Origin of the sequence: Shewanella psychrophila, assembly GCF_002005305.1 — a bacterium.
GTDB classification, from domain to species: domain Bacteria; phylum Pseudomonadota; class Gammaproteobacteria; order Enterobacterales; family Shewanellaceae; genus Shewanella; species Shewanella psychrophila.
Genome location: NZ_CP014782.1, coordinates 2023851 through 2049447, shown reverse-complemented (window position 1 = coordinate 2049447; position 25597 = coordinate 2023851). Strand labels below are relative to the sequence as shown.

At 44.7% G+C, this 25597-nt stretch carries 22 protein-coding genes; 13 read left to right on the top strand and 9 right to left on the bottom strand.

Annotated elements, in window-relative coordinates:
- Positions 1 to 45: 45 nt before the first annotated feature.
- Positions 46 to 1383: a DEAD/DEAH box helicase gene (locus sps_RS08940; RefSeq protein WP_077752214.1), complete on the bottom strand. Its 1338-nt coding sequence runs from the start codon at positions 1381 to 1383 to the stop codon at positions 46 to 48.
- A 329-nt stretch (positions 1384 to 1712) separates the two neighbouring features.
- Between sps_RS08940 and sps_RS08935 the strand changes: the two genes are divergently transcribed.
- Together sps_RS08935 and rssA are read left to right on the top strand one after the other, a co-directional pair.
- Positions 1713 to 2813, top strand: a complete 1101-nt coding sequence (locus sps_RS08935) for an outer membrane beta-barrel protein (RefSeq protein ID WP_077752213.1) — start codon at positions 1713 to 1715, stop codon at positions 2811 to 2813.
- A 141-nt stretch (positions 2814 to 2954) separates the two neighbouring features.
- Entirely contained in the window at positions 2955 to 3890 is a 936-nt protein-coding gene (gene rssA / locus sps_RS08930; protein WP_077752212.1) for a patatin-like phospholipase RssA, read from the top strand.
- Between the two features lie 131 nt (positions 3891 to 4021).
- Here rssA and sps_RS08925 read toward each other — a convergent pair whose 3' ends face one another.
- Positions 4022 to 5020, bottom strand: coding sequence for an NADP-dependent oxidoreductase (locus sps_RS08925; RefSeq protein WP_077752211.1), 999 nt, complete (start codon positions 5018 to 5020; stop codon positions 4022 to 4024).
- Positions 5021 to 5186: 166 nt separating this feature from the next.
- Here sps_RS08925 and sps_RS08920 point away from each other — a divergent pair, with 166 nt between their 5' ends.
- From sps_RS08920 to sps_RS08890, 7 genes are all read left to right on the top strand, one after another.
- On the top strand, positions 5187 to 5636 hold the full coding sequence (locus tag sps_RS08920) for a MarR family winged helix-turn-helix transcriptional regulator (RefSeq protein WP_077752210.1): 450 nt from the start codon (positions 5187 to 5189) through the stop codon (positions 5634 to 5636).
- Between the two features lie 111 nt (positions 5637 to 5747).
- Positions 5748 to 6494 (top strand): hypothetical protein, encoded by a 747-nt coding sequence (locus sps_RS08915; RefSeq protein WP_077752209.1) that lies wholly within the window; start codon positions 5748 to 5750, stop codon positions 6492 to 6494.
- A 285-nt stretch (positions 6495 to 6779) separates the two neighbouring features.
- Positions 6780 to 8897 carry an anaerobic ribonucleoside-triphosphate reductase gene (nrdD, locus tag sps_RS08910; protein ID WP_077752208.1) on the top strand — a complete coding sequence of 706 codons (2118 nt, stop codon included), beginning with the start codon at positions 6780 to 6782 and terminating at the stop codon, positions 8895 to 8897.
- A 106-nt stretch (positions 8898 to 9003) separates the two neighbouring features.
- Positions 9004 to 9477: an anaerobic ribonucleoside-triphosphate reductase-activating protein gene (gene nrdG / locus sps_RS08905; protein ID WP_077752207.1), complete on the top strand. Its 474-nt coding sequence runs from the start codon at positions 9004 to 9006 to the stop codon at positions 9475 to 9477.
- A gap of 114 nt (positions 9478 to 9591) precedes the next feature.
- Complete coding sequence (locus sps_RS08900; protein WP_077752206.1) at positions 9592 to 9948, top strand: YibL family ribosome-associated protein; 357 nt, start codon at positions 9592 to 9594, stop codon at positions 9946 to 9948.
- A gap of 347 nt (positions 9949 to 10295) precedes the next feature.
- A complete protein-coding gene (ribA, locus tag sps_RS08895; RefSeq protein ID WP_077752205.1) occupies positions 10296 to 10913 on the top strand; it encodes a GTP cyclohydrolase II in 618 nt (205 codons plus the stop codon).
- A 342-nt stretch (positions 10914 to 11255) separates the two neighbouring features.
- On the top strand, positions 11256 to 12068 hold the full coding sequence (locus tag sps_RS08890) for a hypothetical protein (RefSeq protein WP_077752204.1): 813 nt from the start codon (positions 11256 to 11258) through the stop codon (positions 12066 to 12068).
- Between the two features lie 28 nt (positions 12069 to 12096).
- Here sps_RS08890 and sps_RS08885 read toward each other — a convergent pair whose 3' ends face one another.
- Positions 12097 to 13005 carry a LysR family transcriptional regulator gene (locus sps_RS08885; RefSeq protein ID WP_077752203.1) on the bottom strand — a complete coding sequence of 303 codons (909 nt, stop codon included), beginning with the start codon at positions 13003 to 13005 and terminating at the stop codon, positions 12097 to 12099.
- Positions 13006 to 13157: 152 nt separating this feature from the next.
- On the opposite strand from sps_RS08885, the gene sps_RS08880 reads away from it, so the two are divergent.
- The 3 genes from sps_RS08880 to sps_RS08870 all read left to right on the top strand — a co-directional run bounded on the left by sps_RS08880 (position 13158) and on the right by sps_RS08870 (position 16850).
- Positions 13158 to 14135, top strand: a complete 978-nt coding sequence (locus sps_RS08880; RefSeq protein WP_077752202.1) for a zinc-dependent alcohol dehydrogenase family protein — start codon at positions 13158 to 13160, stop codon at positions 14133 to 14135.
- 248 nt (positions 14136 to 14383) lie between these two features.
- A complete protein-coding gene (locus sps_RS08875; protein ID WP_077752201.1) occupies positions 14384 to 15118 on the top strand; it encodes a c-type heme family protein in 735 nt (244 codons plus the stop codon).
- Entirely contained in the window at positions 15087 to 16850 is a 1764-nt protein-coding gene (locus sps_RS08870) for a methyl-accepting chemotaxis protein (protein ID WP_149027249.1), read from the top strand. Before sps_RS08875 ends, sps_RS08870 begins: the two co-directional genes overlap by 32 nt.
- A gap of 100 nt (positions 16851 to 16950) precedes the next feature.
- Here the strand turns inward: sps_RS08870 and sps_RS08865 are convergent, their stop codons facing one another.
- Positions 16951 to 18480: a DUF3612 domain-containing protein gene (locus sps_RS08865; RefSeq protein ID WP_077752199.1), complete on the bottom strand. Its 1530-nt coding sequence runs from the start codon at positions 18478 to 18480 to the stop codon at positions 16951 to 16953.
- A 204-nt stretch (positions 18481 to 18684) separates the two neighbouring features.
- Between sps_RS08865 and sps_RS08860 the strand changes: the two genes are divergently transcribed.
- Positions 18685 to 19200 (top strand): aldolase/citrate lyase/malate synthase family protein, encoded by a 516-nt coding sequence (locus sps_RS08860; protein ID WP_077752198.1) that lies wholly within the window; start codon positions 18685 to 18687, stop codon positions 19198 to 19200.
- Positions 19201 to 19280: 80 nt separating this feature from the next.
- On the opposite strand, the gene sps_RS08855 is transcribed toward sps_RS08860, so the two are convergent.
- The 5 genes from sps_RS08855 to sps_RS08835 form a co-directional block, all read right to left on the bottom strand.
- Complete coding sequence (locus sps_RS08855; RefSeq protein ID WP_077752197.1) at positions 19281 to 19637, bottom strand: VF530 family protein; 357 nt, start codon at positions 19635 to 19637, stop codon at positions 19281 to 19283.
- Positions 19638 to 19766: 129 nt separating this feature from the next.
- Positions 19767 to 22187 carry a S8 family serine peptidase gene (locus sps_RS08850; RefSeq protein WP_077752196.1) on the bottom strand — a complete coding sequence of 807 codons (2421 nt, stop codon included), beginning with the start codon at positions 22185 to 22187 and terminating at the stop codon, positions 19767 to 19769.
- 523 nt (positions 22188 to 22710) lie between these two features.
- On the bottom strand, positions 22711 to 23127 hold the full coding sequence (locus sps_RS08845) for a rhodanese-like domain-containing protein (protein WP_077755615.1): 417 nt from the start codon (positions 23125 to 23127) through the stop codon (positions 22711 to 22713).
- A gap of 216 nt (positions 23128 to 23343) precedes the next feature.
- On the bottom strand, positions 23344 to 24060 hold the full coding sequence (locus sps_RS08840) for an SIMPL domain-containing protein (RefSeq protein ID WP_077752195.1): 717 nt from the start codon (positions 24058 to 24060) through the stop codon (positions 23344 to 23346).
- A gap of 166 nt (positions 24061 to 24226) precedes the next feature.
- Positions 24227 to 25474 (bottom strand): OmpP1/FadL family transporter, encoded by a 1248-nt coding sequence (locus sps_RS08835; protein ID WP_077755614.1) that lies wholly within the window; start codon positions 25472 to 25474, stop codon positions 24227 to 24229.
- Positions 25475 to 25597: the final 123 nt, after the last annotated feature.

Here is a 25597-nt window from a genome sequence, read left to right as displayed (position 1 = left end):
ATATCTAGCCGCCAAACTCATTTAACGACTATTTAACTGTTTGGTTTACTCAGGTGTTTCCTGAAGCTTTGATTTTGGTTTTCTTAGCATAGGAGCGTCACCGATATCGACACCAGTAATGAAGCGCTTGTCTTGCTTCTTAGGTTTAGCCTTTGCTGTATTCTTGGTTTTCTTTGCCGTCGATTTCTTGGCTGTAGTCTTAGTTCTCTTGTTGGTGTTTGGCTTATCTTTCAAGCCAGAGAATTTAGCGACTAAACCATCGATAATAGTGAATTCGAATGTCTTGCGTAGGAATACCTGTACTTGCTTGAAGCTGAGCCAGTCTTTAGGTCCGACGAAAGAGATGGCATCACCCTTAGCCCCGGCACGACCCGTACGACCAATTCTATGGACATACTCTTCGGCAAATTTTGGCATGTCGAAGTTAATCACCAGGGAGACATTGAGAAGATCTAGCCCTCGTGATGCAACATCTGTGGTGACCAAAATTTTCTGCAGACCGCGGCTAAATTGATCCATGATCTGGTTACGCTCATTTTGTTTCAAGTTACCGCTCAATGATGCGGTACTGTGCCCTGATGCGGCTAATTTAGCCGCTAATCTGTCTGTATCTTCACGAGTCGCGGTAAAGATAATGATTTGCTTATGAGTCTCATTGTTTAAGATACTGTCTAGCAGGGCTTCTTTGTGATCTAAGTGATCCGCAAGATAGATGCGCTGGGTAATATCTAAATTTTCGATATTGCCTGCACCTATATCTACATGCTCTGGAGACTTTAACAATTCGGCGGCAATTTCATTAATCTGACCATGATCTAATGTTGCCGAAAACATCAAGGTTTGACGACGTTTATGATCGGCGGCTTTGTTAATGGCTTTTAGCTGTTCGGCAAAACCGAGATCCAACATACGGTCGGCTTCATCTAAGATGAGCAGCTCGAGACCGTTTAGATGTAAATGGTGCTGAGCTAGATGATCCGCCAAGCGACCAGGAGTCGCCACTACAAAGTGTGGGTCGCGGGCCAGTAGCTTTGCCTGATCGTTAAAGTTCTCGCCGCCCAATATTTTCATTGCCTTGTATTGGGTGTTGGCGACTAGCAGGCGTAGCTGACTGTATACTTGGTTAGCAAGCTCTCGTGTTGGCAATAAAATCAACACTCTAGGGTCTCTCTTGCTCAATGCCCTTGTCGAAATAATCCTCTGCATCGCCGGTAACAAAAACGCTAAGGTTTTACCTGAGCCTGTTTTTGATGACGCCATCAGGTCTTTTCCTGATAGACCTACTGGTATAGCCTGCTGCTGGATCTCTGTAGGCGTTTCAATGCCCATATGATCGAGCGTGTCTAACAGACGTTTATCCAGTGAAAAATCGGTAAATTGCAAAGGTGTACTCCAAATTTGATTTGACTGAGTATTATAACCCGACTTTGCTAGATTGGGCTATAAACATCCCTCAATCTTGATCGGTTTGCGTGCTCTTTAAGCGGAGGTGGCAGCATATCTTAAAATAGTCAGTTTCTTTATCTGCTCGATGATGACGAATCAAATAGAAATAAATTAGTCATCAAACTGGCCCGGTGATGAGAATTTCTTTGTTATTTTGATGGCTTACGCTTAAAATCTCTTAGTGTTCTCATGTTCAGCTATACCTTGAGTAACGCTTTGTCCGCTTGTTGAGGGATTCAGATAAAGATTAGATAAAGGATTAGATAATGTATTCGTTGAAGCGCACTTCCTCTCTTGTTCAAATATCGGCCTTGTCACTGCTGGCAAGCAGTTCATTTTTTGCTGTTGCAGACAACATAGCTCAAGTTAATGAGGTTAAGGCAAATGATGCCTTAACTGTACAAGATGATAGTTTCTTCTATCTAGGTGCCAAAGGCGGTTGGGTTAACTATCAAAATGCCTGTGAAGCTCAGGCCGTCGATTGTGATGCCAACGATACCGCTTGGGGCGGGTTCGCGGGTTATCAATTTCACCGAAATTGGGGAGTTGAGGCCGGTTACGATGATTTTGGCCAAGCGTCGGCAATTTACCCTGAAACTGGGTTACTTAACGAGTATATAGGCACCATGAAAGGCTGGGAGTTCTCTTTGAAGGGCAACCTGCCACTCACCGAAAACCTAGATCTATTTGGTAAAGCCGGAACATTAAGATGGGACGGTGACAACACTGGCCCATTTTCCTATAGCAGCGACAATGGCTGGTCCCCTATGGTTGGCATAGGTTTAGAATATAAGCTCACTCCGTCTTGGGCTGCGCGTGTTGAGTATCAATATTTCGATTCGGTCGGCAGCGATCAGCTTGGGGGGAGTAATATCCACTTCACCAGTTTAGGACTCAGCTATCGCTTCGGCCAAACTAAGTCGGCGGCTAAAGCTGTAACTCTGCCAGCACCAGTGGAGCAGGTTATTGCGCCTGCCATCACGCCAAGCTCCATTGTTATCACCGCTATGACACAGGCAGTACATTTCGATTTCGATAGTGAAGTCCCTTTGCAGACGCATATCTTGGTTGAAGTTGCCGAGCATCTGAATCAATATCCAAGCTCATCGGTCGTGCTTCAGGGTTACACTGATGCCGTTGGTGCTTCAGGCTATAACCTTAAGCTTTCTAAGCGACGTGCCGAGTCTGTTGCCAGTTACCTTAAAGAGTTAGGGGTGAGCGAAGGACAAATAAGCGTCGAGGCATTAGGTGAGACTCATCCTGAGGTCGATAACATCACCGAAGCGCACAGAGCCAATAATCGCCGGGTGTATATCACTATCCCAGAGTTAACATTAAGCTTGGACAGTGCTGAGCCTGCTCAGTGATACTGTGTTAATTATTCTTCATGCTTGTCTGTCATAGATTGGATAAGGCAGGTAAATGTGTAATATTGGCCGATGGTTATACATCGGCTTTTTTTATATCGGCTTTTTTGCATCTAGAATAATGGGTTTTGGAGAGAATGAATGGCGACAGTTGGAATCGCACTGGGCAGCGGTGCAGCCAAGGGCTGGGCTCATATTGGCGTACTCAAGGGATTAGCCGAGATGGGGATCTATCCAGATAAAGTGTCAGGCTGCTCAATTGGCGCACTTGTCGGTGCAGCTTATGCCAATGAGCAGCTCGATGAACTTGAACACTGGGTGAGAAGTTTCTCCAGCTGGGATGTTTTGGGTCTGATGGATCTAAGTTGGCGTAAGGGAGGGCTTATCGGAGGCGATAGAGTTTTCGATGTGATTCAGAGCCGTATTGGCGATTTACAGATAGAAGATCTAAAAAAGCCCATGATCGCCGTTGCTACCGATCTCTATTCGGGTCAGGAGATCTGGTTTAGGGATGGAGATCTTCGCCATGCCATTCGCGCTTCCTGCTCAATGCCAGGCATATTACCGCCGGTTAAAGTCGGTGCACGTTGGTTGGTGGATGGCGCAGTGGTCAACCCTGTCCCTGTATCTGTCAGTAGAGCCATGGGCGTCGATGTAGTCATTGCGGTAGATCTTAACGGTCAGCGCCGTGGTCGAATGCAGGTCTTGCCAGTGGATATGACCTGTAATAAACCATCACTAGAGGAAAGTGTTAAAGCACAAGAGCATCAAGATACCGGCTTTATGGATTTGCTTGCTCGTGGTCGGGAATATGTCAGTCACCTGAGCGACAAATTCACCAAAGGTAGCCGCTCAGATCCCGGTATGTTGGCGGTGATGTCACAATCTATGGATATTCTAGAGCAACGTCATAAGCGCGCCAGACTCATGGGCGATCCACCCGATATTTGCCTGATCCCAGATCTTGGCGATATTGGAACCATGGAATTTCATCGTGCCGGTGAGGCGATAGCTGCGGGAGAACTGGCGGTGAAACACGCCAGGCATCAGATTGAGGCAGTGCTAAGCAAGTACTAAGAGAAAACTAATATGGTGGAAATCAATCCTTTCTTAGGAATTCAATGGTCTCTGGAATAAGTGCATCCATATACAAAAGGGCCTGTTCAGGCCCTTTTTATTAACTAGAATCTTAAATAGTCTGAATGGTATTAATTCAGTTTTACTACCATCTTCCCGCGGTTTTTTCCTTCGAATAAGCCGATAAAGGCAGCTGGTGCCTGTTCGAGTCCTTCATAGACGGTTTGTTCGGCCTTGACCGCTCCCGTCGCTAACCATTGCCCCATTTGTTGAGCAAATTCTGGATAATGATCCCAGTGTTCGAATACGATAAACCCTTCAATTTTAAGTTTCTTGATAATGAGCATGGCAAGGTTATTCGGCCCTGGTGTCGGTGTTGTATCATTGTATTGAGAGATCATGCCACATACGGCGATTCTGCCGTGGTCATTCATGTTGTTCAGAGCGGCAGTAAGATGCTCGCCACCAACATTTTCAAAATAGACATCTATGCCTTGAGGAGCAGCCAGTTTTAGTGCCGCACTGAGATCTTTTGTCGTCTTGTAGTTAATCACGGCATCGACACCTAAGTCTCGTAGGTGAGCGGCCTTCTCGTCGCTACCAACGGAAGCGACAACTTTAGCCCCCATTAATTTACCGAGCTGACACACGACGCTACCGACAGCTCCCGCAGCGCCAGAAACAAATAGGGTGTCTCCCTCTTTTAAGGCGGCAATTCGGGTCAATCCAGTCCATGCTGTCATGCCTGGCATCCCCAAGACTCCGAGGAAATGAGACTCACTTAAAGGGATCTGCGGGAGTCTAGTGTGATCGCTACCGTCGGTGACATAGTGGCTACGCCAGCCGTGCATGGCACTGACTCTACTGCCTATAGGAAACTCGGGGTTATTGGACTCAACCACTTCGCCTATAGAGCCTCCTTCCAGTACTTGACCTATCTGGAATGGTGCAATATAGCTCTCTCTGTCTATCATGCGACCGCGCATATAGGGATCTACAGACATCCATAGGTTTTTAACCAGGAACTCACCGTCTGTGATAGCTGGCAATTCCACTGATGTCTGCTTAAAGTTATCAGCAGTTGGCATACCCTCAGGACGAGAATCTAATAGTATTTGTGTGGCGTTCATAAAACCTCTTTGCTTTGCGCGCTAATTAATTGTGGTAAACTCTACACCTAAACTTTTTGCTGTGCAACTAGTTTGCGCGCAAATTAAATCTGATGTAAATTTAACTAAGCTAAATGCTGCATAACATTGAAGGTATGAGTTAGTGACCAAAATTATCCATTCAAAAATGAGTACAGACGATCGACAAGCAAGCAGTTGTTTGTCAGACAATGTTTGTTTTGCACTCTATACAGCAGGTAATGCCCTAGTGCGTGCCTATCGTCCCTTGCTGGATGAGTGTGGCTTAACCTATCCACAATACTTGGTGATGCAGGCGCTCTGGTTAAATGATGGCGTAAGTCTGACTCAGCTGTCTCAGGCAACACGTCTGGATTTAGGCACCTTAACTCCTATAGTCAAGCGGTTAGAAAATAAAGACTTATTGATCCGTGCTATTGACGCAGAAGATGAGCGTAAGAAGGCCATTAGAACCACTCCTGAGGGGCTCGCACTGAAACAAGAGGCATTAGCACTCAAGCAAGTTTTACTGGATAAAGTCACTCTGTCTGAGCCTGAAATTGAATCTTTGAGAAAAATGTGCATGACATTGACTCAAGACTTAAACAGGAAAGAGTGAGCTAGATTCAGCATGCCCACGCTTTTATTTTTACTATTCGTTATTTAATCTCTTTTCGGCATGCTTCCTGCTTAATACCTGCATATCTCTTTTTATGTCGGTATTTTGACAATGAATCCAATCACTAACCTTGCCAGTCAAATTAACTCAGGGACTATTGCCGGAGGCAATGCCAATAATGGTGGGGCTAAGAGTACCAGTTTGGCCGACAATTATGGTGTTAACAGTCATCAGACTGAAGCTGGGTCGAGCAGTGATAAGGTCAGCCTGAGTCAATCGAAAGAGGCGGCGACCGGACTCAATAGGGATGGGATTAAAGATGAGTCGGTGTCGCTTTCTCCTCGTGCAGCCAGGGCACAAAAAATTGAATCAATGGCGAAAGATTTTTTCTCTAAGGGCGACTTCTCTGCTGCCGACTTGCCAAAACTTATTCAACGACTGCATCAAGACGGGATCTTGTCGGATACCCAGCTGAATCGTTTGTCAGAAGGGGGCTTCGATTTACCGGAAGTTCAAGGTCAACCTGATGATTTTAAGGCGTTTATTCAAGATAAGCGTGAAGAATTAACAGCGAGTGGTGACACTGAAGGCATGACAGGTGTTTTGGTTAGCCTGCTAGACGATGCCCAGAGCGTACTCAATCAGATGGATAATGCTCAGAGTAAAGAGGTAGGGCAGAAAGCGACCAGGGTATCGGCTCAATTGAATATTTACCTTAAAAGTGATACTCAGATGTCATCGAGCGACCGTGAGCAGTGGCAGGGACTTAAATCTATGATGCAATTGGCGTCATCTATGGGGGAAAATCAACAAGCAGTTGGCATGGTCAATAGTTACCTAAGTCTAGGTAAATATTAGAGGACATGCATGCTTTTTAATGCCATTTATATTCGTATTGTTTAGATTATTACAGTTTAAAATCTCCCATCTATCTTGCTTTTTCCGGACCGTCAAGACCACTTTCATCAATAAGTGGTCTTGTTTGCAGGAATAAACTCTCGTTAAAACCTATCCCCAAAATCATGATCTCGATCAATGTTCTTTTCATGACTTTGTAGCCTAATACTCAATATATTGTGCTTTATTATAATTTAAACACTATATATGGTGTTATTTCGACGTCACTTGAGGAGGGATTGAACAATGCCAGTGGTTATTAAGCGGGATGGTTACCGCACGCCTTTTGACGAAACAAGGATTAGAGATGCTGTAGTGGCTGCAGCTAACTCGGCAGGTATTGAAGACAAGAGTTATGCGGTGAGTGTTGCCGCCTCCGTTGCTAAATGTGTGGCTGAGCATGCAGAGATAGATATTCACGAGTTACAAGACTTAGTCGAAAATCATTTGATGGAAGGGCCTTATAAGTCTCTCGCTCGCGTCTATATCGAGTACCGTCATGATAGAGACTTACATCGTGAAACAAGCAGTCGATTGAACCAGGAAATCCGCGGCTTAGTCGAGCAGACCAATGCGGCACTGTTGAATGAAAATGCCAATAAAGACGCTAAAGTTATTCCTACTCAGCGCGATTTGTTAGCGGGTATTGTGGCTAAACATTATGCTACCCGCCATATTTTACCAAAAGATGTGGTTGCCGCTCATGAGTCCGGTGAGATCCATTATCATGATCTCGATTATGCACCTTTCTTCCCCATGTTTAACTGCATGCTGATCGATCTCAGTGGCATGTTGACTAATGGCTTCAAGATGGGGAATGCAGAGATTGAGACGCCTAAGTCTATCTCTACAGCAACGGCAGTGACAGCGCAGATCATCGCTCAGGTAGCCAGTCATATCTATGGTGGTACCACCATTAATCGAATTGATGAAGTCTTGTCTCCCTTTGTGGCTAAAAGCTACGATAAACAGTATCAGCTGGCGTTAGACTGGGGGATCACTGATGCGAAAGCCTTCGCTACCGCGCAAACTGAAAAAGAATGTCATGATGCGTTTCAGTCATTGGAGTATGAGGTCAATACCTTACATACGGCCAATGGACAGACTCCCTTTGTCACTTTTGGGTTCGGTTTAGGCACTTCCTGGGAGTCTCGCCTTATTCAGTCATCTATGATGAAGGTACGGATTGCGGGCTTGGGTAAGAATCGCAAGACGGCGGTATTCCCAAAATTAGTGTTTGCTATTCGTGACGGCATTAATCACAAGGCGGGTGATTGTAACTATGATATCAAGCAACTTGCGCTTAAATGCGCCACGACCCGCATGTATCCGGATATTCTCAATTATGAGCAAGTAGAGAAAATCACCGGTTCCTTCAAGACCCCTATGGGTTGCCGCAGTTTTCTGGGTACCTATGAAGAAGATGGTGAGCTGATCCACGAAGGCCGAAATAACTTAGGCGTGGTGAGTTTGAATTTGCCAAGGGTTGCGCTGGAAGCCAAGGGCGATGAAACAGAGTTTTATCGTATCTTAGATCTACGTCTGGCTATCGCCCGTAAGGCTCTGGATACCAGAATTGAGCGTTTAGAAGGTGTTAAAGCCCGTGTGGCGCCAATCCTATATATGGAAGGGGCTTGTGGAGTAAGGCTTCGTGCCGATGATGATATCTCAAGTATCTTCAAAAATGGTCGCGCCTCTATTTCCTTGGGTTATATCGGATTACACGAGACGATCAATGCCCTCTTTGGTACAGATAAGCATGTCTATGATTGCGAAACCTTGCGTCAAAAAGCCATTGACGTCATCGAGTATATGAAAGCGGCGACCAACAAGTGGAAAGAGGAGACTAGCTATGCCTTCAGTCTTTACAGCACACCGAGTGAAAACCTCTGCAGCCGCTTTTGTAAGCTAGACACTCAGGTATTTGGTGTGATTGAAGGTGTGACAAAGAAAGGTTACTACACCAATAGCTTCCATCTCGATGTTGAAAAGCAAGTTAATCCATACGATAAACTGGATTTTGAGCAGCCTTATCCTGCGTTAACCAATGGTGGTTTCATCTGTTACGGTGAATATCCCAATATGCAGAACAATCTCGAAGCATTGGAAGATGTATGGGATTACAGTTATAGCCGAGTGCCATATTACGGCACCAATACGCCGATCGATGAGTGCTATGACTGTGGCTTTACTGGTGAGTTTGAATGTACCAGCAAGGGCTTTACCTGTTCTAAGTGTGGCAACCATGAACCGAGCCGAGTCTCTGTGACCCGTCGAGTCTGCGGTTACTTAGGTAGCCCTGATGCGAGGCCTTTTAACTTCGGTAAGCAAGAAGAAGTGAAGCGCAGGGTTAAGCATCTGTAATCAATCTGCTTGGCTTATAATATACAACAAAAAAACAAGGCGTTACTGAGTCGGTGGCGCCTTGTTTTTTACTGGGGCTGTTAAACCGACAGGTTGGAATTGTGCTATGAACTACCATCAATATTTTCCCGTAGATGTCATCAATGGACCTGGAACCAGAGCGACTCTGTTTGTCTCTGGTTGTGAGCATCAATGTCGTGGTTGTTATAATCAGAGCACATGGAATCCACAACATGGCCATCGTTTTGACTTACAGATGCAGCAACGAGTCATTAATGATCTTCAAGATAGCCGGATCAAACGCAGAGGTTTGTCACTCTCAGGTGGCGACCCTCTTTATCCAGAGAACCTATCTGAGATACTCGCCCTAGTTAAGCGAGTTAAAAATGAGTGTCCCGGCAAAGACATTTGGTTGTGGACTGGATACAAGCTAGCTGAGTTGTCGGCTGAGCAAAAGAGGGTGCTAGATTATGTCGATGTGCTCGTGGATGGCAAGTTTGAGCAGGAAAATGCAGATGTCAGTCTGGTATTTCATGGTAGCAGCAATCAGGTAATTCACAATCTGGCAGAAAAGCGATAACTGTATTCATTCAGTTACTGTTATAATGACGACCATAGGTTTCAAATCATTTTAAAAAACAGCCGCGCATTGAGGCTGTTTTTGCATTTTACAGAATATTTTTAAGGCACGAGCATGAATTTAAAAGAAGAGCTTCATGGACTTAACGACAAGCTAGAACAGTTTCGTCGTAAATTAGCCGCAGCAGAAAAGCGCGGAGATAAAGGCATCATGTTGCAATTTAGACAGGAAATAAACGCAGTGAATAAGCGTATTGCCAGCGCTAAGACTCAACAGACCCGCGAGTTGAGTAAGCAAGGCGGCTCAGTAGTGAGCTTAAAATTCAATCGTCCCCTGACAAAAGCAGAACAGGCCGACATGGGTAAACTTAAGAAATCCGTAAAAGGACTCGTCGTGGTTCATCCTATGACAGCACTCGGCCGTGAAATGGGTATCAAGGTTGTGACAGGCTTTGCACCAAAAGAGTTTTAACTATCTAACTTATTCCGATTAGACGGTTATTCTTTAGTGAGCGACATCATGTTTTTCTGTCCTCGTCAGGCGTATGATTCCTCCCTATGTAAGGTGAGTGCTAGTAGCTAGTAGTATCATTCCTACCTACTCTATAAGGTGAATGCTAGTATTATTAGGTGAATCAATAGCCGATTAAAATGCTAGGGTATTTCACTTACTGGTAAAACCAGATAATATTCCTCCCTTCACTGCAAGATAGAGTGAAAGGGTAGGATTATAAAACCGTCGTTTTTAGACACAGGTCATTCTCGTTGTTTTTTCTGATTATAGTCATCTCAGGGAAAGAGAGTCTTTAAGGTTATTTCATGTCGATCAAGTATATCGCTTCTTCAAAACTCCCGACGCCTTGGGGCGTGTTTGCTATGCATGGTTTTGAAGATACAGAGACTGGAAAAGAGCATGTTGCGCTGACATTGGGTGAACTGGACAGCCAGAGCCCGATCCTTGGGCGTATTCATTCAGAATGTTTAACGGGTGATGCTCTATTCAGCCTACGCTGTGATTGTGGCTTTCAGCTGCAGACTGCGATGCAAAATATTGCCGATGCGGGCCAAGGTTTCATCCTTTACCTTCGTCAAGAGGGGCGTGGTATAGGTCTGCTCAATAAAATAAGAGCTTATGAGCTGCAAGATCAAGGAGCCAATACCGTCGAAGCCAATGAACAACTGGGTTTCGCCGCCGATATGCGTAAGTACGATATGATCTTACCCATGATGGAGAAGATTGGCGTTGAACAAGTCAAGTTGATGACGAACAATCCGCGCAAGGTAAAAGCGATGAAAGAGCTTGGCATAGAGGTCGTTGAGCGTATTCCGCTACAAGTGGGCAAGAATCGTTATAATGAGTCTTACTTAAAGACCAAGTCTACGCAATTGGGTCATCTGATGTCCGAATATCATTTTGCTGATGAAGGCAAAGAATAACGTAAGTTGTAGATTTTCCTCCATACTGTCGCTATATTCAGAGTCATACTAATAATATAATTTATGTATCTTATGCCATTCCGAGTAAGTATCTGATCATTCAGCGGGAGTTCAAAGCACTGTAGGCAAGGCGAATGTTTGAAGCTAATAGTTATTCTATATCGAAAACATTCAACGTAGCATAAAGGGCTTTGAAGCCCGCACTGCGTGAGGCTCTCAGTGTTTCCACTTCTGTGTTACATTGACTTAAAAGGGAATAACCATTTCTTCATCAATGTGCCTTGAATTGAAAAAACGAGAGTCTCTGAACTGACCAGATACTTATATGGAATGGTATTATATATGGTTCTGAGATCACTCCTTATCACTTTAACACTGCTGGGTTCTTTTTCTGTCTATGCTGAAGAAGATTTTACCCATTACGCATTCGCAAATTACCTAGGCAGTGGTATCTATAAAACCTCAGGGCAGAACGCCACCGTGGTGAATATCCCTATCAGTTTCGAACTTTATAGCAATGATACTGAATCTCTGACCCTACGCACCCCGATATCTCTGGGCTTCTTCAATTTTAAATGGAGCGATCTTCCTGAGGCCGACTTGCCTTCAAGCGTTGGCACGATGACGATAACTCCGGGGCTCGAATATCGTACCCGCACCTCTGAAAATCATGAATTTCAAACTTACCTAGATCTCGGTTATGGTAATAATTTTACCTCGGGTACCAATGTCGCTATCTATTCAGCAGGGGTCTCCAGCTTATTGGATCTTGAATTAAGACAATCAGACCCTGTCTGGGTTAATCGACTGTTTTTTGCTGGCTATGCGAGTTTCGATGGGACTCAGAGTGAGACATATTCTGCACTGCAATCCGGTATCGATATAGGCACTAATATTCATTGGCGCTGGGATTGGTTAGGCGTCGATGTCGAGCCTAGGGTGTTTGCTGCTGGGTATTGGTACTTCGATAAGCTCAGGTTTGCTACGCCATTCGGTGAAGATGTCTTGGTATCAAATAGTTTAGAAGTAGGCGCGACCTTAGCGTTTTCAAAGCCAATCCTCTGGGACTGGATGGGAATAGACAGGTTGGGGCTCAGTGTCCGTACCGGCGATGGCGTCAAGGTCTGGCGTTTGATCTTCGAGTTTCCTATCTAGGCTTTATTTTTTGGCTTAGTTTCTAGAGCTAGGTTTCTGCATCTAGTTTGTCCCTAAGGAAATCCAAAAACACCCGGATTTTTGGCGAGATTAATTCCCGTTTCTGATAAAGCGCAAACGTCGAACTCAAAGGGGTACAGGGACTAAAGGTGTTCTGTTCCAGAATTCGGACTAGGCTACCATTGCTCAACTCCTCCTTAACCGCCCATCGTGGGATCAGGGCAAAGCCTGCATCATTCAATAATAATTGCTTCTGGCCATTGACCGAGTTGACCGTGAGCCCTTCAGAAATGGTTACCTTTTGAAAAGCATGGGGAGCCTCAGTTTGCATCACGAACCAATCTCGCCAGCCGGCATAGCCATATTTAATACAATCAAATTTATGCAAGTCATCACATGACTTCGGCTGTCCACGGTTGGCAATGTATAAAGGGCTTGAGCAGAGCAAGAAGTTATTATCGGTCAGTTTACGGGCGATTAAATTTGAATCAGGTAGATGACCACTTCGTATAGCAATATCGACATTTTCCTCCACCATATCTATGACTCGCTCGGTGAGTTCCAGTTCAATTTTCACTTCCGGATATTGGCGTATAAATGCTGGGATCAATGGCAGCACACAGCTTTCACCGAAGCCAACGGTCATGCTGACTTTCAAATGACCCTTAGGGTTTTGTTGTAATTCATTTACCGCCCTATGAGCTTCATCAAGCTCGGAGACGATACGTTGAGAATACTGATAATAGGTTAAGCCTGCTTCGGTTAAGCCTATATTGCGTGTATTGCGATTAAGTAAGCGAATGCCAAGTTCTTTCTCTAATGCCATCAATTGCCGGGAGATGGAGGAGGGCTGAATATCGAAGATTCGACTCGCTTTCGAGATGCTGCCGCTTTCTACGACACAATTAAAGTAGTGCAATCGAGTGAGCATGCTCATGAGTGTACCTCAATATTAGTGTGATATGACTAGAATACCATTGTTGTCTAAAAGACAAAAATGGTTTGCGTTGTGGTGCGTTGATGGTTTGTTAGGCAATAACTAGAATAACCCCATTAACGAGTAACCATTCAATGACAGAGACGATAAATATGAAAGCTATGATCATAAAACAACTGGGTTCCAGCGATGTGTTTCAACTGACCGAAAAAGCTAAGCCGGTATTGAAACTTGGCCATATGCTGGTGGAAGTGAAGGCCTCGAGCGTTAATCCGTTAGATACCATGTTGCGCTCGAGTGATACCCCTTGGTCTGCAAATTTACCTGAAATACTCCACGGTGATGTAGCAGGAGTAGTGACCGAAGTGGCCGATGACGTGAGTCATTTCAAGGTGGGCGATGAGGTTTACGGCTGTGCGGGGGGGATAGCGGGTATCGATGGGGCGTTAGCGGAATTTATGTTGGTCGATGCTGACTTAATGGCTATTAAACCTAAAACCTTGACCATGAAGCAGGCTGCGGTGCTTCCTTTAGTGTCTATTACGGCATGGGAAGCCTTGTGCAATAAACTAAGAGTCAAGCAAGGTGATAAGGTGCTGATCCATGGCGCGACGGGTGGAGTAGGCCATATAGCTATCCAACTGGCCAAGCATCTTGGCGCCGAAGTCACCGCGACATCGACGCCGCGTAATATGAACATTGCTGCCGGTATTGGCGCCGATAACTTAGTCGATATCAAGCAGCAATCTGTCACCGACTACGTTCAGCAGTATACTGACGGCGTGGGGTTCGATGCCATATTTGATACTGTAGCCGGTGACAATATTCAGCTTAGCTTCGAGGCCGCTCGGTTTAATGGTGCTGTAGCCACCACTTTACCCATAGATAACGTATTACAGGTGGCATTGAAAAGTTTGAGCTTTCACAGTGTACTTATGCTTATCCCTATGGTCGAAGGGATTAATCGGCAATCACATGGTGAGATCTTAACTCAGATAGCTAAACTGGTAGATTCTGGTGCAATTATCCCCTTGCTCGATGAATCTGACTTTACTATCTGGCAAGTTGCCGATGCTCATGCACGTTTAGAATCTGGCGCCGCAGTTGGAAAAATAGCATTGAGGGCGTAGTAGAGCATTTCGTTTGACTAAAGGAGGGAGCACGGATTGGTCGTGGCTCTCCTTCTTTATGCAACTAACCAGAGTGCACTATTTTTCTTTGGTATTTCTATTACTTTTTAGACAACCAATAGGTGGTCAAAAACCAAACACTTGAGTGAATGGTTACTATAATTAAAAGATGTTTAGTCAGCTGCCCTGAACTGAGTTAAGTGTCGATTTTAACTTGGCTGGGGAGCGCTTTTAACAGGACGGTCGCCATGTTCACATCACGTGTATTGGGGTCATTAATCTGCGTTTTCCTACTTTTCTTTACTGACGTCGAAGTCGCAGTGGCAAATTCAAATTCAGAGATAAGCCAAGAGCTTACTACGCTCTATCGTGCAGCTAGGAAAGTTATCTCAGAAAATCAACAGCATATCAACGATGCTTCCATAGGTGATAAAGGATTTTCGGGTGCATCGGTCAGGGAGCAAGCTCTTGTAAATTATGCTGAAGCTAGTGGTACTCCCTTAGATACAGAAAATCTTACCGACGCCCAGAGTGCCATGTTGTCTGCGGTGGTGGCTGTCATGGATGAAAACCAAGATCTAATCAATGAGAAAGGCGTGGGATTTAAAGGTTTCTTACCCGCAATTTTTGCTAGGCAGGTGGCTAATAAATTCAGTTCCAGCATGGCTGGAAAGATGAAAATCAAACTTACAGCGCCTAAGAGTTATGTGAGAAACCGGGCTAACAGACCTGATAAATGGGAAAATAATGTCATAGAAACTCTGTTTAAGAGTGCCGATTATACCAAAGGTGCATCATTTTCTGAGGACTCAAAGGTCAAGGGGAAAGATGCATTTAGGTTTATCTTGCCTGAATACTATGGCAAGTCATGTTTAGGTTGTCATGGGATGCCAAAAGGAGAGAGGGACATTACCGGTGGTAAGAAAGAGGGAGGTGTTTTAGGTGAGTTAGGTGGAGCGATCAGTTTGGTCATCTACCAGTAGAGGCAGTAGTGGTATGTTTAAAAATATGACGATATCGACCAAATTGGTTGCAGGCAGCTTTGTTTTTTCGGCTGTAATGGCTTTTGCATTGATTTATGTGCTGACAACGGTTGAAAGTATCTCTTCGATCAGTGTTGAACAGCAAGAGTTGGTCGAGCAGCAGATTAGCGCGATTAAACACCAAGAAGAGATGCAGCTGCTACAAAGAGACGAGCGTAATAAATACTTACTGGCCAGTGAGATCGATAAAGAGTTTCGGGAGCTGAGGGCTTGGCTATTGGACTTGTCGGTTAGCTGGTTAAATGAAGCGGAAGATCAGGCAAATACCACCCAGGAGAACCTTAATAGCAAACTTGCGGAGCTGGCGACCCAAGATGGGGACTTAGCTAAGATACTCACAGATAAAACACAGGCGTTTTATGATGTGATGCTTGAGGCTGTAGATGCTTATGTCGATGACAACCGAGTTAAAGGTAACTCATTGATTGCTGGTAGCAGAAAGCAGGCTGAGGATATAGAACTGTTGATATTACATTTTCAACAAACTGCCGATAAAAATTTCGAACAGGTCAGTCTGCAAGCCAAATCGGCCAATTTAGAAGTGACTCGTTCCGGTAATCAAGTGAGGGAGGCGGCTGATAGCATAGTTTATAAGACTGCTGAATTGTTCACCCTGTCTTTGATATTACTTATCATCATTATTATATTGAGCATTATCTATACCTATGTGATGCGTAGAGAGATTTGTTCGCCCATAGAGCGGCTTCGAAGCACCGTTGAGCGCATCGAAAAACAATCGGATCTGACCAGCCGGTTCGAAGTGAGAAGTATGGATGAAATTGGCGTTACAGGGGTCGCTTTCAACCGCATGATGGAGCAATTTTCCACTATCGTGAGCAAGGTGACCGATGCTTGTCAGCAACTCGATACAGCGGTTTCCGAACTGGTGAGCATAATGCAGGAGACCAAGCAGGGAGTGGTGCTACAGCAGCAATCGACTGAGCAAGTCGCTGCGGCAATAAATCAAATGGCCACTACGGTACAAGAAGTGGCCCAACATACCGAGCATGCAAAGCAGGCGACCCTTAACGCGACCGATGCTGCGAGCCATGGCCGTAAAATGGTAGAGAATTCGGTAGAGCAAACCTTAGGCCTCTCAAATATGATTTCAGATGCTAATCAGGCTATCGCTCGGGTTGAGAAAGACAGCAATGTTATAGGGACTGTACTGGATGTTATTCGAGGTATATCTGAGCAGACTAATCTTCTGGCACTCAATGCGGCGATTGAAGCGGCTAGGGCGGGTGAAGCGGGTCGAGGTTTTGCCGTCGTTGCCGATGAGGTACGCACATTAGCCAAAAGGACTCATGAATCAACAGAAGAGATAAATAAGATTATCAGTAACCTGCAGTCAGGCACTCAGCAAGCAGTAAGCGTCATGTCCCAAGGTGATGAGGATGCTAAATCTGTTGTTGAACAAGCGGAAAAAGCCGGTACCGCCCTGAAGACTATTGAAGATCAAATCAGCGAAATAAATGAGCTTAATGCCATGATCGATACTTCTGCAGAGCAGCAGGCACTAGTGGCGGCTGAAATTAATCAAAATGTAGTGTCAATCAGTGATGGGTCTATCTCAACGACTCAAGCCGTAGAAAATACCGTGTCGGCCAGTGAAAACTTGTTGCAACTTTCCCGACATTTAGCCAGCTTAGTACAGCAGTTTAAGATCTGAGCTAACTCGTGTTTGTTAGTTTTAATTATACCAATCGGTATTATCACAATAAAGAGCCGTAATTGTGTTCTGTGGCTCTTTGTTTCATTAATTCAATTATCTACTCACATTGAGGCTTGCCTGCTTCATAACAAGTAGGCTGACGTGGACAGACAGCGCCTCTTGAGCAGATGAGTCTGGCTTGAGTATCTATGCCTCGCTCGACCCAGTTGATATTAAGAATTTTAGCCACACTCATCAAATTCTTCTTTATGGCCCTAGGGATCTCGGCTTCACCACCATGTTTAACGCAAGCTTGTTTTAATTCAGAGGCTAATGCATTGGCGTCTCCTCCTTGCGCATCGATAGCGGGGTTAAGATCTATGCCAGCACAGAGTACGTGATTGTTATCCGCCATATCCTTTACTCTTACCGATTCACAGCTGTAGATCCTAGGCTCATTATCGACATCGAGTATCGACAACTGTGCAGATGAGCCAGCACTGGCTTCATTGATTTTTCTAAAGACAGCCCAATGTTGACAGGGGTCTTGAACTAAGCGCATGTTTCCCCAGGGAAGGGGAATACCATTGCCACGATATACGGCCTTTAATTTTCCCGGCGCATAGGCATCGAAATAGTGCCAGTGCGGATAGGGCGAGACAACCGTCATACGGCGCATGGCGACCGATGCGGAGACCCCCACTTTCTCATGAACATTAATCTCATAGCCATGGCGATCTAACATCTGTCTGAAGGGGACTTTGGGGCAAAGTAGGGCACCGGCGAAGAAACTGGATTCGAAATCACGCCAGGCGTGAAGAATATCTTGTGCATTGACTGTAGAAGACTGTGGTGTGCCATTATCCATCTCAGTGCTGACCTGACTCCGCCCTGTGGTGAGTACTGACTTTAATCCATCCTTGTTGTGTAATACACAGTGACCTATGTGTACGGCCAGATCATACTTGAGTCGAGTCGAATTCGTTTTCAGGTGTTTATTGATATAGATGGTTGAAGGTGGTTCAAAAAATGAGGTCACTAGTTGAGTGGATGTTGCTCCCATCTCATCAGTAACATCCTTTGGGGCGCGGTCGACCCATTTTATCTTGAGCCCCATTCCCTTGGCGATATCCATAATATCTTCCAATGCGAGTGGTAGGCGTTTTTGACCTATCTCTTCGGCTGCACGTTCGAGATCTGGGAAGTGATTCTGATGATGTTCTTGATGGGCGCGGATCAAAAGATGGGCAAACTGTCGTCCGGTGATACCTGTTTGTGACAACATTTCGGGTATGGCTATCTGTAATATATCTTTGGAAAACAAGAAACTTGGCTCCAGTGCCATACCGTTTATACCACCACGGCGTCCTTTCTCTGGCGTAATTGCTTGATCTTCCGGTGCATCATCTAAAAACCAATCTACCTCTTTCTGAAACACTGCCGCGATAACAGCTAACATGCCAGCACTGGGGACTCGCTTACCACGTTCTATCATGGATAGGTATGATACCGATGGTGCGGATTCCGGGTCGACTCGCACGCAGCGGGCCGAAAGATCTTCCATGGTGAGATGGTTTCTTTTTCTTAGGTTGCGGATCTTAGTACCAAGAAAATGTGATTTTCGCATTAAGCTTTTTGTTGTTCTCATTTTGTAAAATTCACACTGTAAAATTTTAATTGTGAAATTGTAGTGAAAAATTAGCTAGACTACAAATCAAGCAATCGAGAAAGAATGAATATGAGTGACTCACGTTAAACATAAATGAAAAATTACGTGATAATTTAACAGGAAAATTCTAGTCGTTTGTTAATAATGGAAAATAACCCGAGATTGATTTGAGAGGATAAGGCTATGGATATATCAACTATCAGTAATGAGTATGGCGAGCAGAACTTTACAAACCTTATCAATGCCGGAATTGTCAATGTGAAAACTGCAGAAGCAGTCACAGATACTGACACAATGGCAAATGCCAAGCAGTTTCTGGATAACACATTTCCATTAGCTAACGGTTCCCATAAAGAGGTGTGCAGTTACGTCGTTTATTACCAGCAACTCTTGATGTTTTTTACCGACGGAACCCATACAGGTTTGAAAGATTCAGGGCAATTTGTCGCGTTAAACGGCCATAAGAGTGAACCTGAAGCTATCTTGCTTAACAGTAATGGCACCCATGTGGAACTGAGCTTCGATCGCGGCGGGAAAACGGGTAATAAAGATCAGGCCCACATAGATGATGTCAGATTAGAAGGGCATGAGTACTGGATTAGCTTGCTTAATATTGAAGAGAAGCGAAATATTGAAGGCTCACAAGCCTCGCAACTTTTTACGGCGAAAGATGGTAAGGATTACCCGCTTAAAGGTTAGTACCAATCAGTATTATTGACATAGAAAAGCCGGATAGACGCTATGGTCTATCCGGCTTTTTTTATGATTAATTGAAAGTGTTAACTTCCCCAGATATTTGAATTGAGCTGTTTGTCATCATCGCTATGCTTATCAGATTTAGCATTTGATCTGTCACTGGCTGCGCGTAAGCTCTTATCACTGGCTTGGTAGTGGTCATCTTTGGGCTTTCTTGCTGGTAAAGGTAATTTATTCATCTTAAGATAAAGATATTCAACCTTTTCTCTCGCCCAAAGAGTCTTACGCAGGAAGCGCAAGCTGGATTTAATACTTGGATCATGATTAAAGCAACGAACATCGATGCGAGCGCCTAGCTCTTCCCAGCCATAATGTTCGACTAAGTCAGTGAGTAGGTCTTCTAGCTTGATACCATGTAGTGGATTGTTTACTTGGGTCATGAGTTCATTAGATTAATTGATATTGAATTAATTATATCAGTTAACGAGCAAGATTGAATAGGGGAGGCGTTATTGGGGAGGAAAAGAGGGCGCATGCGCCCTCATAAAAACTTATAAAGGAGAACAGACTTACTGGAAAGTCAACTCCCAGCTGTTGATACTGCCTGTATCCTGGCGAGCACTGTCGACTGCTTTTAGTGTCCAGTCACCTGCAGATTCTACACCTGCCATATCGGCGGTGTAGCTCTTGACTATGTCGTTTGAACTACCGCCAGCATTATCATGTAAGATAGCAACTTGACCCGATGGGCTGTGCAGCTCAACTTGCAGATCGCCAATGTAGGTGTGACTGATGTTCACGTTCACTGTCACAGTTCCAGAATCACCAGTTCGAGTGGCTGATATCGGACTAGTGATACCCACTGAGCTGTTATCAGGAATTGAGTAGCTGTTATTGTTGCTGTAGGTTGCGGGGCCACCTGTATTACCGCCGCCAGTCGATTCAGTGAAATTAGCCACTAAGCTAACTCCGGTGAAGTCACTGTAACCCTGAATCATCACGTAGTAAGTACCTGTTTGTACATTGCTGATAGGGCAAGACTCACTGTTGCCACCTTTCCAGGGGCGACAATCATAGCTGCCTGTGGTGGGCGCCGCTGCGTATTGTACATACAGATCCGCATCGCCGCTGCCGCCACTCATGGTAAAGCTCAAGTCTGTTGCATCTGCAGGAACATCGAGTGAGAAGTGAAGTTCGTCATTCTTAGCTGCAGCTAAGCTGTTTTTAGCTACACCATTTTCAAGTACCGACTCTCCAGGACCTGTTCCCGGATCGGTAGGACCGTCACAAGAGGCATCCAGGTAGGTGTTAGCTGCCACCGCATCGATAAGGCCATAACCAGTCTTATCATCACGGCCAGCAACATCGAGATCTTCTGCGGTGGCTTTCAATGCATTACGGATTTGGCCGGCACTACAGTCTGTATGATAGCTCCAGACTAAAGTGGCAACACCCGAGACATGAGGGGTAGCCATCGAAGTACCATTATAGTATTCGTAATCTTCGTTTGCCGTATTAGCGACAGTCACACTGGCACCTACTTGCCCTTGAAGTGCCTGACCCGTTGCGCGATCAACTGATACAGAAACCAGTGGTGCTTCGTTATTAGTATCCACAAGGAAAGGGTTTTGAAGGCCTGGAAGCGCGGTATTGCCATAGACGATAACCGCACTTGCACCCGCCGAGTTACAGGCTTTAACTGCATCTATCTCAGGGTAGCTTGCACCTTGATTACCGACACGTTCGACCAAACAAACCTTAGCGGTCATATCGCCACAGTTAAAGCTGCTACCAGAGACAGTACACTCTGCTAGTTCACCCGTTACAGTGCCGTTGATTGGGGTTCCAATATGGTTGGTGCCCGACTTTACATAACGATTGTGTGGTACAACACCGTTATCAAAGTAAGATTGGCCATCAATGGTAATGTCGGCTAAACGTCCTTCACCCAATGTCACCGTGGATAGAATTGCTTCACCGGGGCCAGAAATCTCAACTTGATTGGTGTATTGGGAAAATGCAGCGTGATCTTTGTTGTTATCAACGGCTGCTACAGACATTACCGCATCATAAGATGCTGGGTAGCTGTGAGTGCTATCACCAGCGTTACCCGCTGCGGCAATTAATAGTACGCCATTATTTGCATGAGCCGTCATGGCATTTTTTTCTGTGGTGCTTGAGCTACTGCCACCCAAAGACATAGTGACGACGTTTGAGCCATTGGTGACACAGGTATCTATGGCTGAGACCAAAGATGAAGAGTAACCCCAACCTGCTTCATTAAATACCTTGATAACATGAATGTTAGCAGTCTGGTTAGGCATCACACCGACAACCCCGGAGTTGTTGGCGATGGCAGCAATAGTGCCTGCCACATGGGAACCATGAGCATTGTTGTTACCAGGATCGAACCAGTTACCAGTACCCGAATTATTGGTACCTGTGACATTATTGCCACTCAAGTCGCTATGATCGCGATCGTAGCCTGAATCGATAATACAGATAGTGCGATTACCTGCCATTGAGTCACTCAAGCTAGTTGCACCTACATAGGTTTGACCCCAAGGTGTTGTTTCACTCAGTAGCTGCCTAGGCATGTCTTCTTCAACATAATCAACATCTGAACGAAGGCGAAGGGATTGAATGCTCTTAGAGTCAAGTTTAGCTGTATAGCTGTTACTGCGACCAATTCGTTTCATTTCTTTCGCTGAAACGCTATTGAGTGTTCTGTGATGCGAGAAGACCTCGTTGGTTCTAGGTACATAGCTCATTGCGCCCATTTCATCGCTTGCTGATTGAAAGCTTGAAGCTGCCTGAGCATTTCTAAACTTTACTATATAGCGCTTTGGTAGCGGAGAGTGTTGTTGAAAATCAGCTGCGCTTGATTGAAGCCCCGGGGTAAAGGTCGGCGCCGCTTGTACATTCGCTGAAATGGCGATAGCCAAGGCTGATAAGCTGAGTGCAACAGATGTTGTTTTGCTTATTGTCATAATTGTCTTCCATGTTAATTAGCATTAATCATTATTATTAGATGGTTTTTTAGTCGAAACTAAAATAAACCTGTTACTCGAGAGTGAATGTAACTGCATGTAATTAAAATGTAAAATTAACGTTAACTGTATGGTGTTCTTTAAGGAGGGGAGAGTAATGAAATCTTTACTGCATAATTATTGCGTTTAAAACGCATTTATTGTCAGTAAGTCGTGGAGGGATTCGCATCGATATGCGTAATTTAATATTTCATAGTGTTTTGTATGCAATATGACTTTTTGGTGGATATGAATTATGAATCGAATTTTTTTAAGGTAAGCTAATGAATTAATACAGGTAATGTATAAATTGGTTTGTGGTTATAACTTATTCTTAAAAGTAATACTCTAATGTAAGGGGTAGGGTTTTAACTCTAAAAATTAATGTGTTGCACTAGGGAAAATACTTATCTTCTTGAAATAATTAGCGGGATTGAATGCTTTAAGGGATCGTGCTTGATTGTTGTGGGAGGAAAATTTGAGTTCAGGGGATAACTCGGCACTTGTTGTCCGAGTTATCCCTGAAGGTTTGTTTTTGAGCTTTTTTGAATTGACTTAAGGTTTCGAATCCGCCGCCATTGTAGCTATTAGTGTAGCCTTCAGAAACTAAGGTATCGAAAGCGATGCCACTACGTCTACCACTGCGACAATAGAGCACAATTTGGGTATCCTTGGCTATATCGAGTTTTTTGATTTCAGCGGCTATCTCTTCGAAAGGAATGTTGATTGCGTTATCTAGATGTCCCGCTGCGAATTCTTCAGCCGTTCTAACATCGATCACTGTGGCTCCCGCATCTATTTTATCCCAGGTGACTTTCGGGTCTTTATCTGCCGCCAAAGCGAATTGGCTCACTAAGAGGCTAAGTAACGTAAAGATGACTATAAAGCTGCGATTTTTCATACTTCTGTGTGCGGCATTTATCTGATTATTCACTTTATATTCCTTATATTTATGAATGTGCCTGATTAGACTCTACGCTCACACTTATAAGCGTGAGCGTATTCTGAAGCATTAAGCATGACAGGGGATTTTAGCAATCTAAGGCTTCATTAATCAGTATAGCGTTCGGGTTACATGGGGTAAATGTATCCCCCATGCTTCCTTGTCCAATTCGAGCTAATCCTTGAGGTAATACGTCAAGGTAGAGACAACTCTTACACGTTTGATATAAGGAGTATTACTGTCCCTATCGGATATGCTGAATTGGCCCTGTGAGGCACTTTTTATCTTGCCGAGTACAGAATCTGAGTCTTGGGCAAACTTATCGGCTATTTGTCTGGCATTGGTCGTAGCGGCTTGCACCATAGTGGGCTTGACGGAGTTGAGCTCAGTGAAGAGAAACTCTGTTCTGCTGTTGTAATCTTGACTGGAGATAGCAATGCCTTCTTTGGCTAGCTCGAGCATATTTTGTCTGCTTTCTAAGAGTAGATCGACCCGCTTAGTATAAATAGAGATAGTCACTTTAGCCGCGTAGCGATATTTTACATTGGGGTCAACATATCCTTGTGCTTGCCTGTCTTCGATAGAGGGCAGAGAACTTGATATTTCATCGACAGTAAAACCTTGTTTCAATAGGAAGGAGATCACCTTGTCTGTCTGAGTTTGTACCGTCTGATATAAGGTCGTGAGATCATTGTCGACTTCGGTAAAGCGAATTGGCCAAATAGCGATATTGGCTTTTACTTCCTGTTCGGCAAGCCCCTTGACGGTAACCGTTCTCTCCATGGATTTCATTTCAATCAGGCTGTGTCCTATGCCATAGCCTAACAGTGCCAGTCCAAGGCAGAGTAGGGAGCCTAATATCAGTGCACTTATTGTGTTGTTTTTGTTCATGGTTAAATCAATCCTTTGGGCATAAATCTGAAGGCGTAATATAGTTTTTTTTGCTCTTTCGATCTAGTTAAGATCTTTTAATAAGTGGAAGGAGTGAAGATTTTTTTCAGGTAGCAAAAAGCCGCACTGAGTGCGGCTTTTTATGACTAGCAAGGACTAAATAAATTTAGAACTTGTAGTTGTACTGCATAGAGTAGTAAGTCGCATCAGAGCGAGTGTTGGCATGAATATCATTTACTAGTGCACTCATTTCTGTCAGTGATACATCTTCACCGCGGACAAATGCTATGCCGAAGTCTAGGCTGGTGTGTTTAGACAGGTTGTAAGTTGCACCCGCTGTATACCAGTTACGATCTGAGTCCGGGATAGAGATAGAGCTGAGCTCGCCGACGACACCTTGGTCATGCATGTAACCGGCACGAAGTGTCCAGGTATCATTCAGTGTGTAAGTACCACCGACGCTGAATAACCAAGAGTCATCCCATGCGTAATGTTTAAGTTGAACATCACCTGGGTCCGAAACTGAAATTTCATCAAAATCGCCCCATGTACTTAGTTGAGCCGTGTAGTGAACGGCAAACTTGTCAGTGAGCTGGTGGAAGCCTGCAACCTGGAAAATATCAGGCATCGGGATATTGATCTCTTCATAGTCAATTCCACCGTAGTTCACTGTGCCATCAGCACTCATTTCTGGACTGAAACGATAACTGATGCCGAAACGGTTATCAGCATTGATTTCATAAACTGCACCGACGATACCGCCAAATGCGACGCCATCGGCATCAACATCGACGAGATCCATATGTACCGGATCTCCGCCAGTTGGTACAGCACCGCCACGAGTCAGGGTGCCTTCACCATAAATAACATCGACACCGGCACCGACGCTGAAATGTTCGTTGAAGCGGTATGATGCGCTTAGGTTGAAGTTGATTGTGGTGACTTCAGTTTTTCCAAGCAGATCGATTGGAGCTGGTATTTGTCCGCCACCAATGATGTTGTTAGACAGTTCCGTTGTATCGGTACCTGTACCGAAGTTACTGAACATAGCGACGCCGTATGCGAATTTGTCGTTTACTGGATTGATATAGTAAAAGTTAGGGATGATCTTAGCCTCTGCCGCATCATCGACAGAACCATAGACCAGACCTGTACCGCCATGAGTAACATCATTAACCTGTACTTCTACATCGGCGTAAGTCAGACCCATAGAGAGTTGCTTCTCATCGAACAACGCCATGGCGGCCGGGTTACGAGATAGCACAGAAGCGTTATCAGCGATGACGGCGTCACCAGCGAAAGCACGGCCAATACCCGTAGCTGATTGGCTGTTTAATTGAAAACCTGCGGCCATAGCTTGTGTACTTGCAAGCGTAACGGCGATAGCTAATAGAGTCTTGTTAAAGTTTTTCATCATTATCATCTCTTTAATTTTAGGCCCGGGAATTCAAACTCAGCTTTATCTGCTTTTTATTGTTTGATGCGAGTCAACTTGTTAGACCAGTGCATCTTAGGGTTGGTCTTATCTGTCAACAAC

Bases quoted from the DNA above. Each gene is read 5' to 3' on its own strand.
- nrdD (WP_077752208.1), top strand. From the start codon at position 6,780: ATGCCAGTGGTTATTAAGCGGGATGGTTACCGCACGCCTTTTGACGAA.
- sps_RS08935 (WP_077752213.1), top strand. From the start codon at position 1,713: ATGTATTCGTTGAAGCGCACTTCCTCTCTTGTTCAAATATCGGCCTTG.
- sps_RS08880 (WP_077752202.1), top strand. From the start codon at position 13,158: ATGAAAGCTATGATCATAAAACAACTGGGTTCCAGCGATGTGTTTCAA.
- sps_RS08915 (WP_077752209.1), top strand. From the start codon at position 5,748: ATGAATCCAATCACTAACCTTGCCAGTCAAATTAACTCAGGGACTATT.
- nrdG (WP_077752207.1), top strand. From the start codon at position 9,004: ATGAACTACCATCAATATTTTCCCGTAGATGTCATCAATGGACCTGGA.
- sps_RS08920 (WP_077752210.1), top strand. From the start codon at position 5,187: ATGAGTACAGACGATCGACAAGCAAGCAGTTGTTTGTCAGACAATGTT.
- sps_RS08845 (WP_077755615.1), bottom strand. From the start codon at position 23,127: ATGAAAAATCGCAGCTTTATAGTCATCTTTACGTTACTTAGCCTCTTA.
- sps_RS08900 (WP_077752206.1), top strand. From the start codon at position 9,592: ATGAATTTAAAAGAAGAGCTTCATGGACTTAACGACAAGCTAGAACAG.
- sps_RS08890 (WP_077752204.1), top strand. From the start codon at position 11,256: ATGGTTCTGAGATCACTCCTTATCACTTTAACACTGCTGGGTTCTTTT.
- sps_RS08850 (WP_077752196.1), bottom strand. From the start codon at position 22,187: ATGACAATAAGCAAAACAACATCTGTTGCACTCAGCTTATCAGCCTTG.
- ribA (WP_077752205.1), top strand. From the start codon at position 10,296: ATGTCGATCAAGTATATCGCTTCTTCAAAACTCCCGACGCCTTGGGGC.
- sps_RS08885 (WP_077752203.1), bottom strand. From the start codon at position 13,005: ATGAGCATGCTCACTCGATTGCACTACTTTAATTGTGTCGTAGAAAGC.
- rssA (WP_077752212.1), top strand. From the start codon at position 2,955: ATGGCGACAGTTGGAATCGCACTGGGCAGCGGTGCAGCCAAGGGCTGG.
- sps_RS08925 (WP_077752211.1), bottom strand. From the start codon at position 5,020: ATGAACGCCACACAAATACTATTAGATTCTCGTCCTGAGGGTATGCCA.
- sps_RS08835 (WP_077755614.1), bottom strand. From the start codon at position 25,474: ATGAAAAACTTTAACAAGACTCTATTAGCTATCGCCGTTACGCTTGCA.
- sps_RS08840 (WP_077752195.1), bottom strand. From the start codon at position 24,060: ATGAACAAAAACAACACAATAAGTGCACTGATATTAGGCTCCCTACTC.
- sps_RS08865 (WP_077752199.1), bottom strand. From the start codon at position 18,480: ATGAGAACAACAAAAAGCTTAATGCGAAAATCACATTTTCTTGGTACT.
- sps_RS08855 (WP_077752197.1), bottom strand. From the start codon at position 19,637: ATGACCCAAGTAAACAATCCACTACATGGTATCAAGCTAGAAGACCTA.
- sps_RS08860 (WP_077752198.1), top strand. From the start codon at position 18,685: ATGGATATATCAACTATCAGTAATGAGTATGGCGAGCAGAACTTTACA.
- sps_RS08875 (WP_077752201.1), top strand. From the start codon at position 14,384: ATGTTCACATCACGTGTATTGGGGTCATTAATCTGCGTTTTCCTACTT.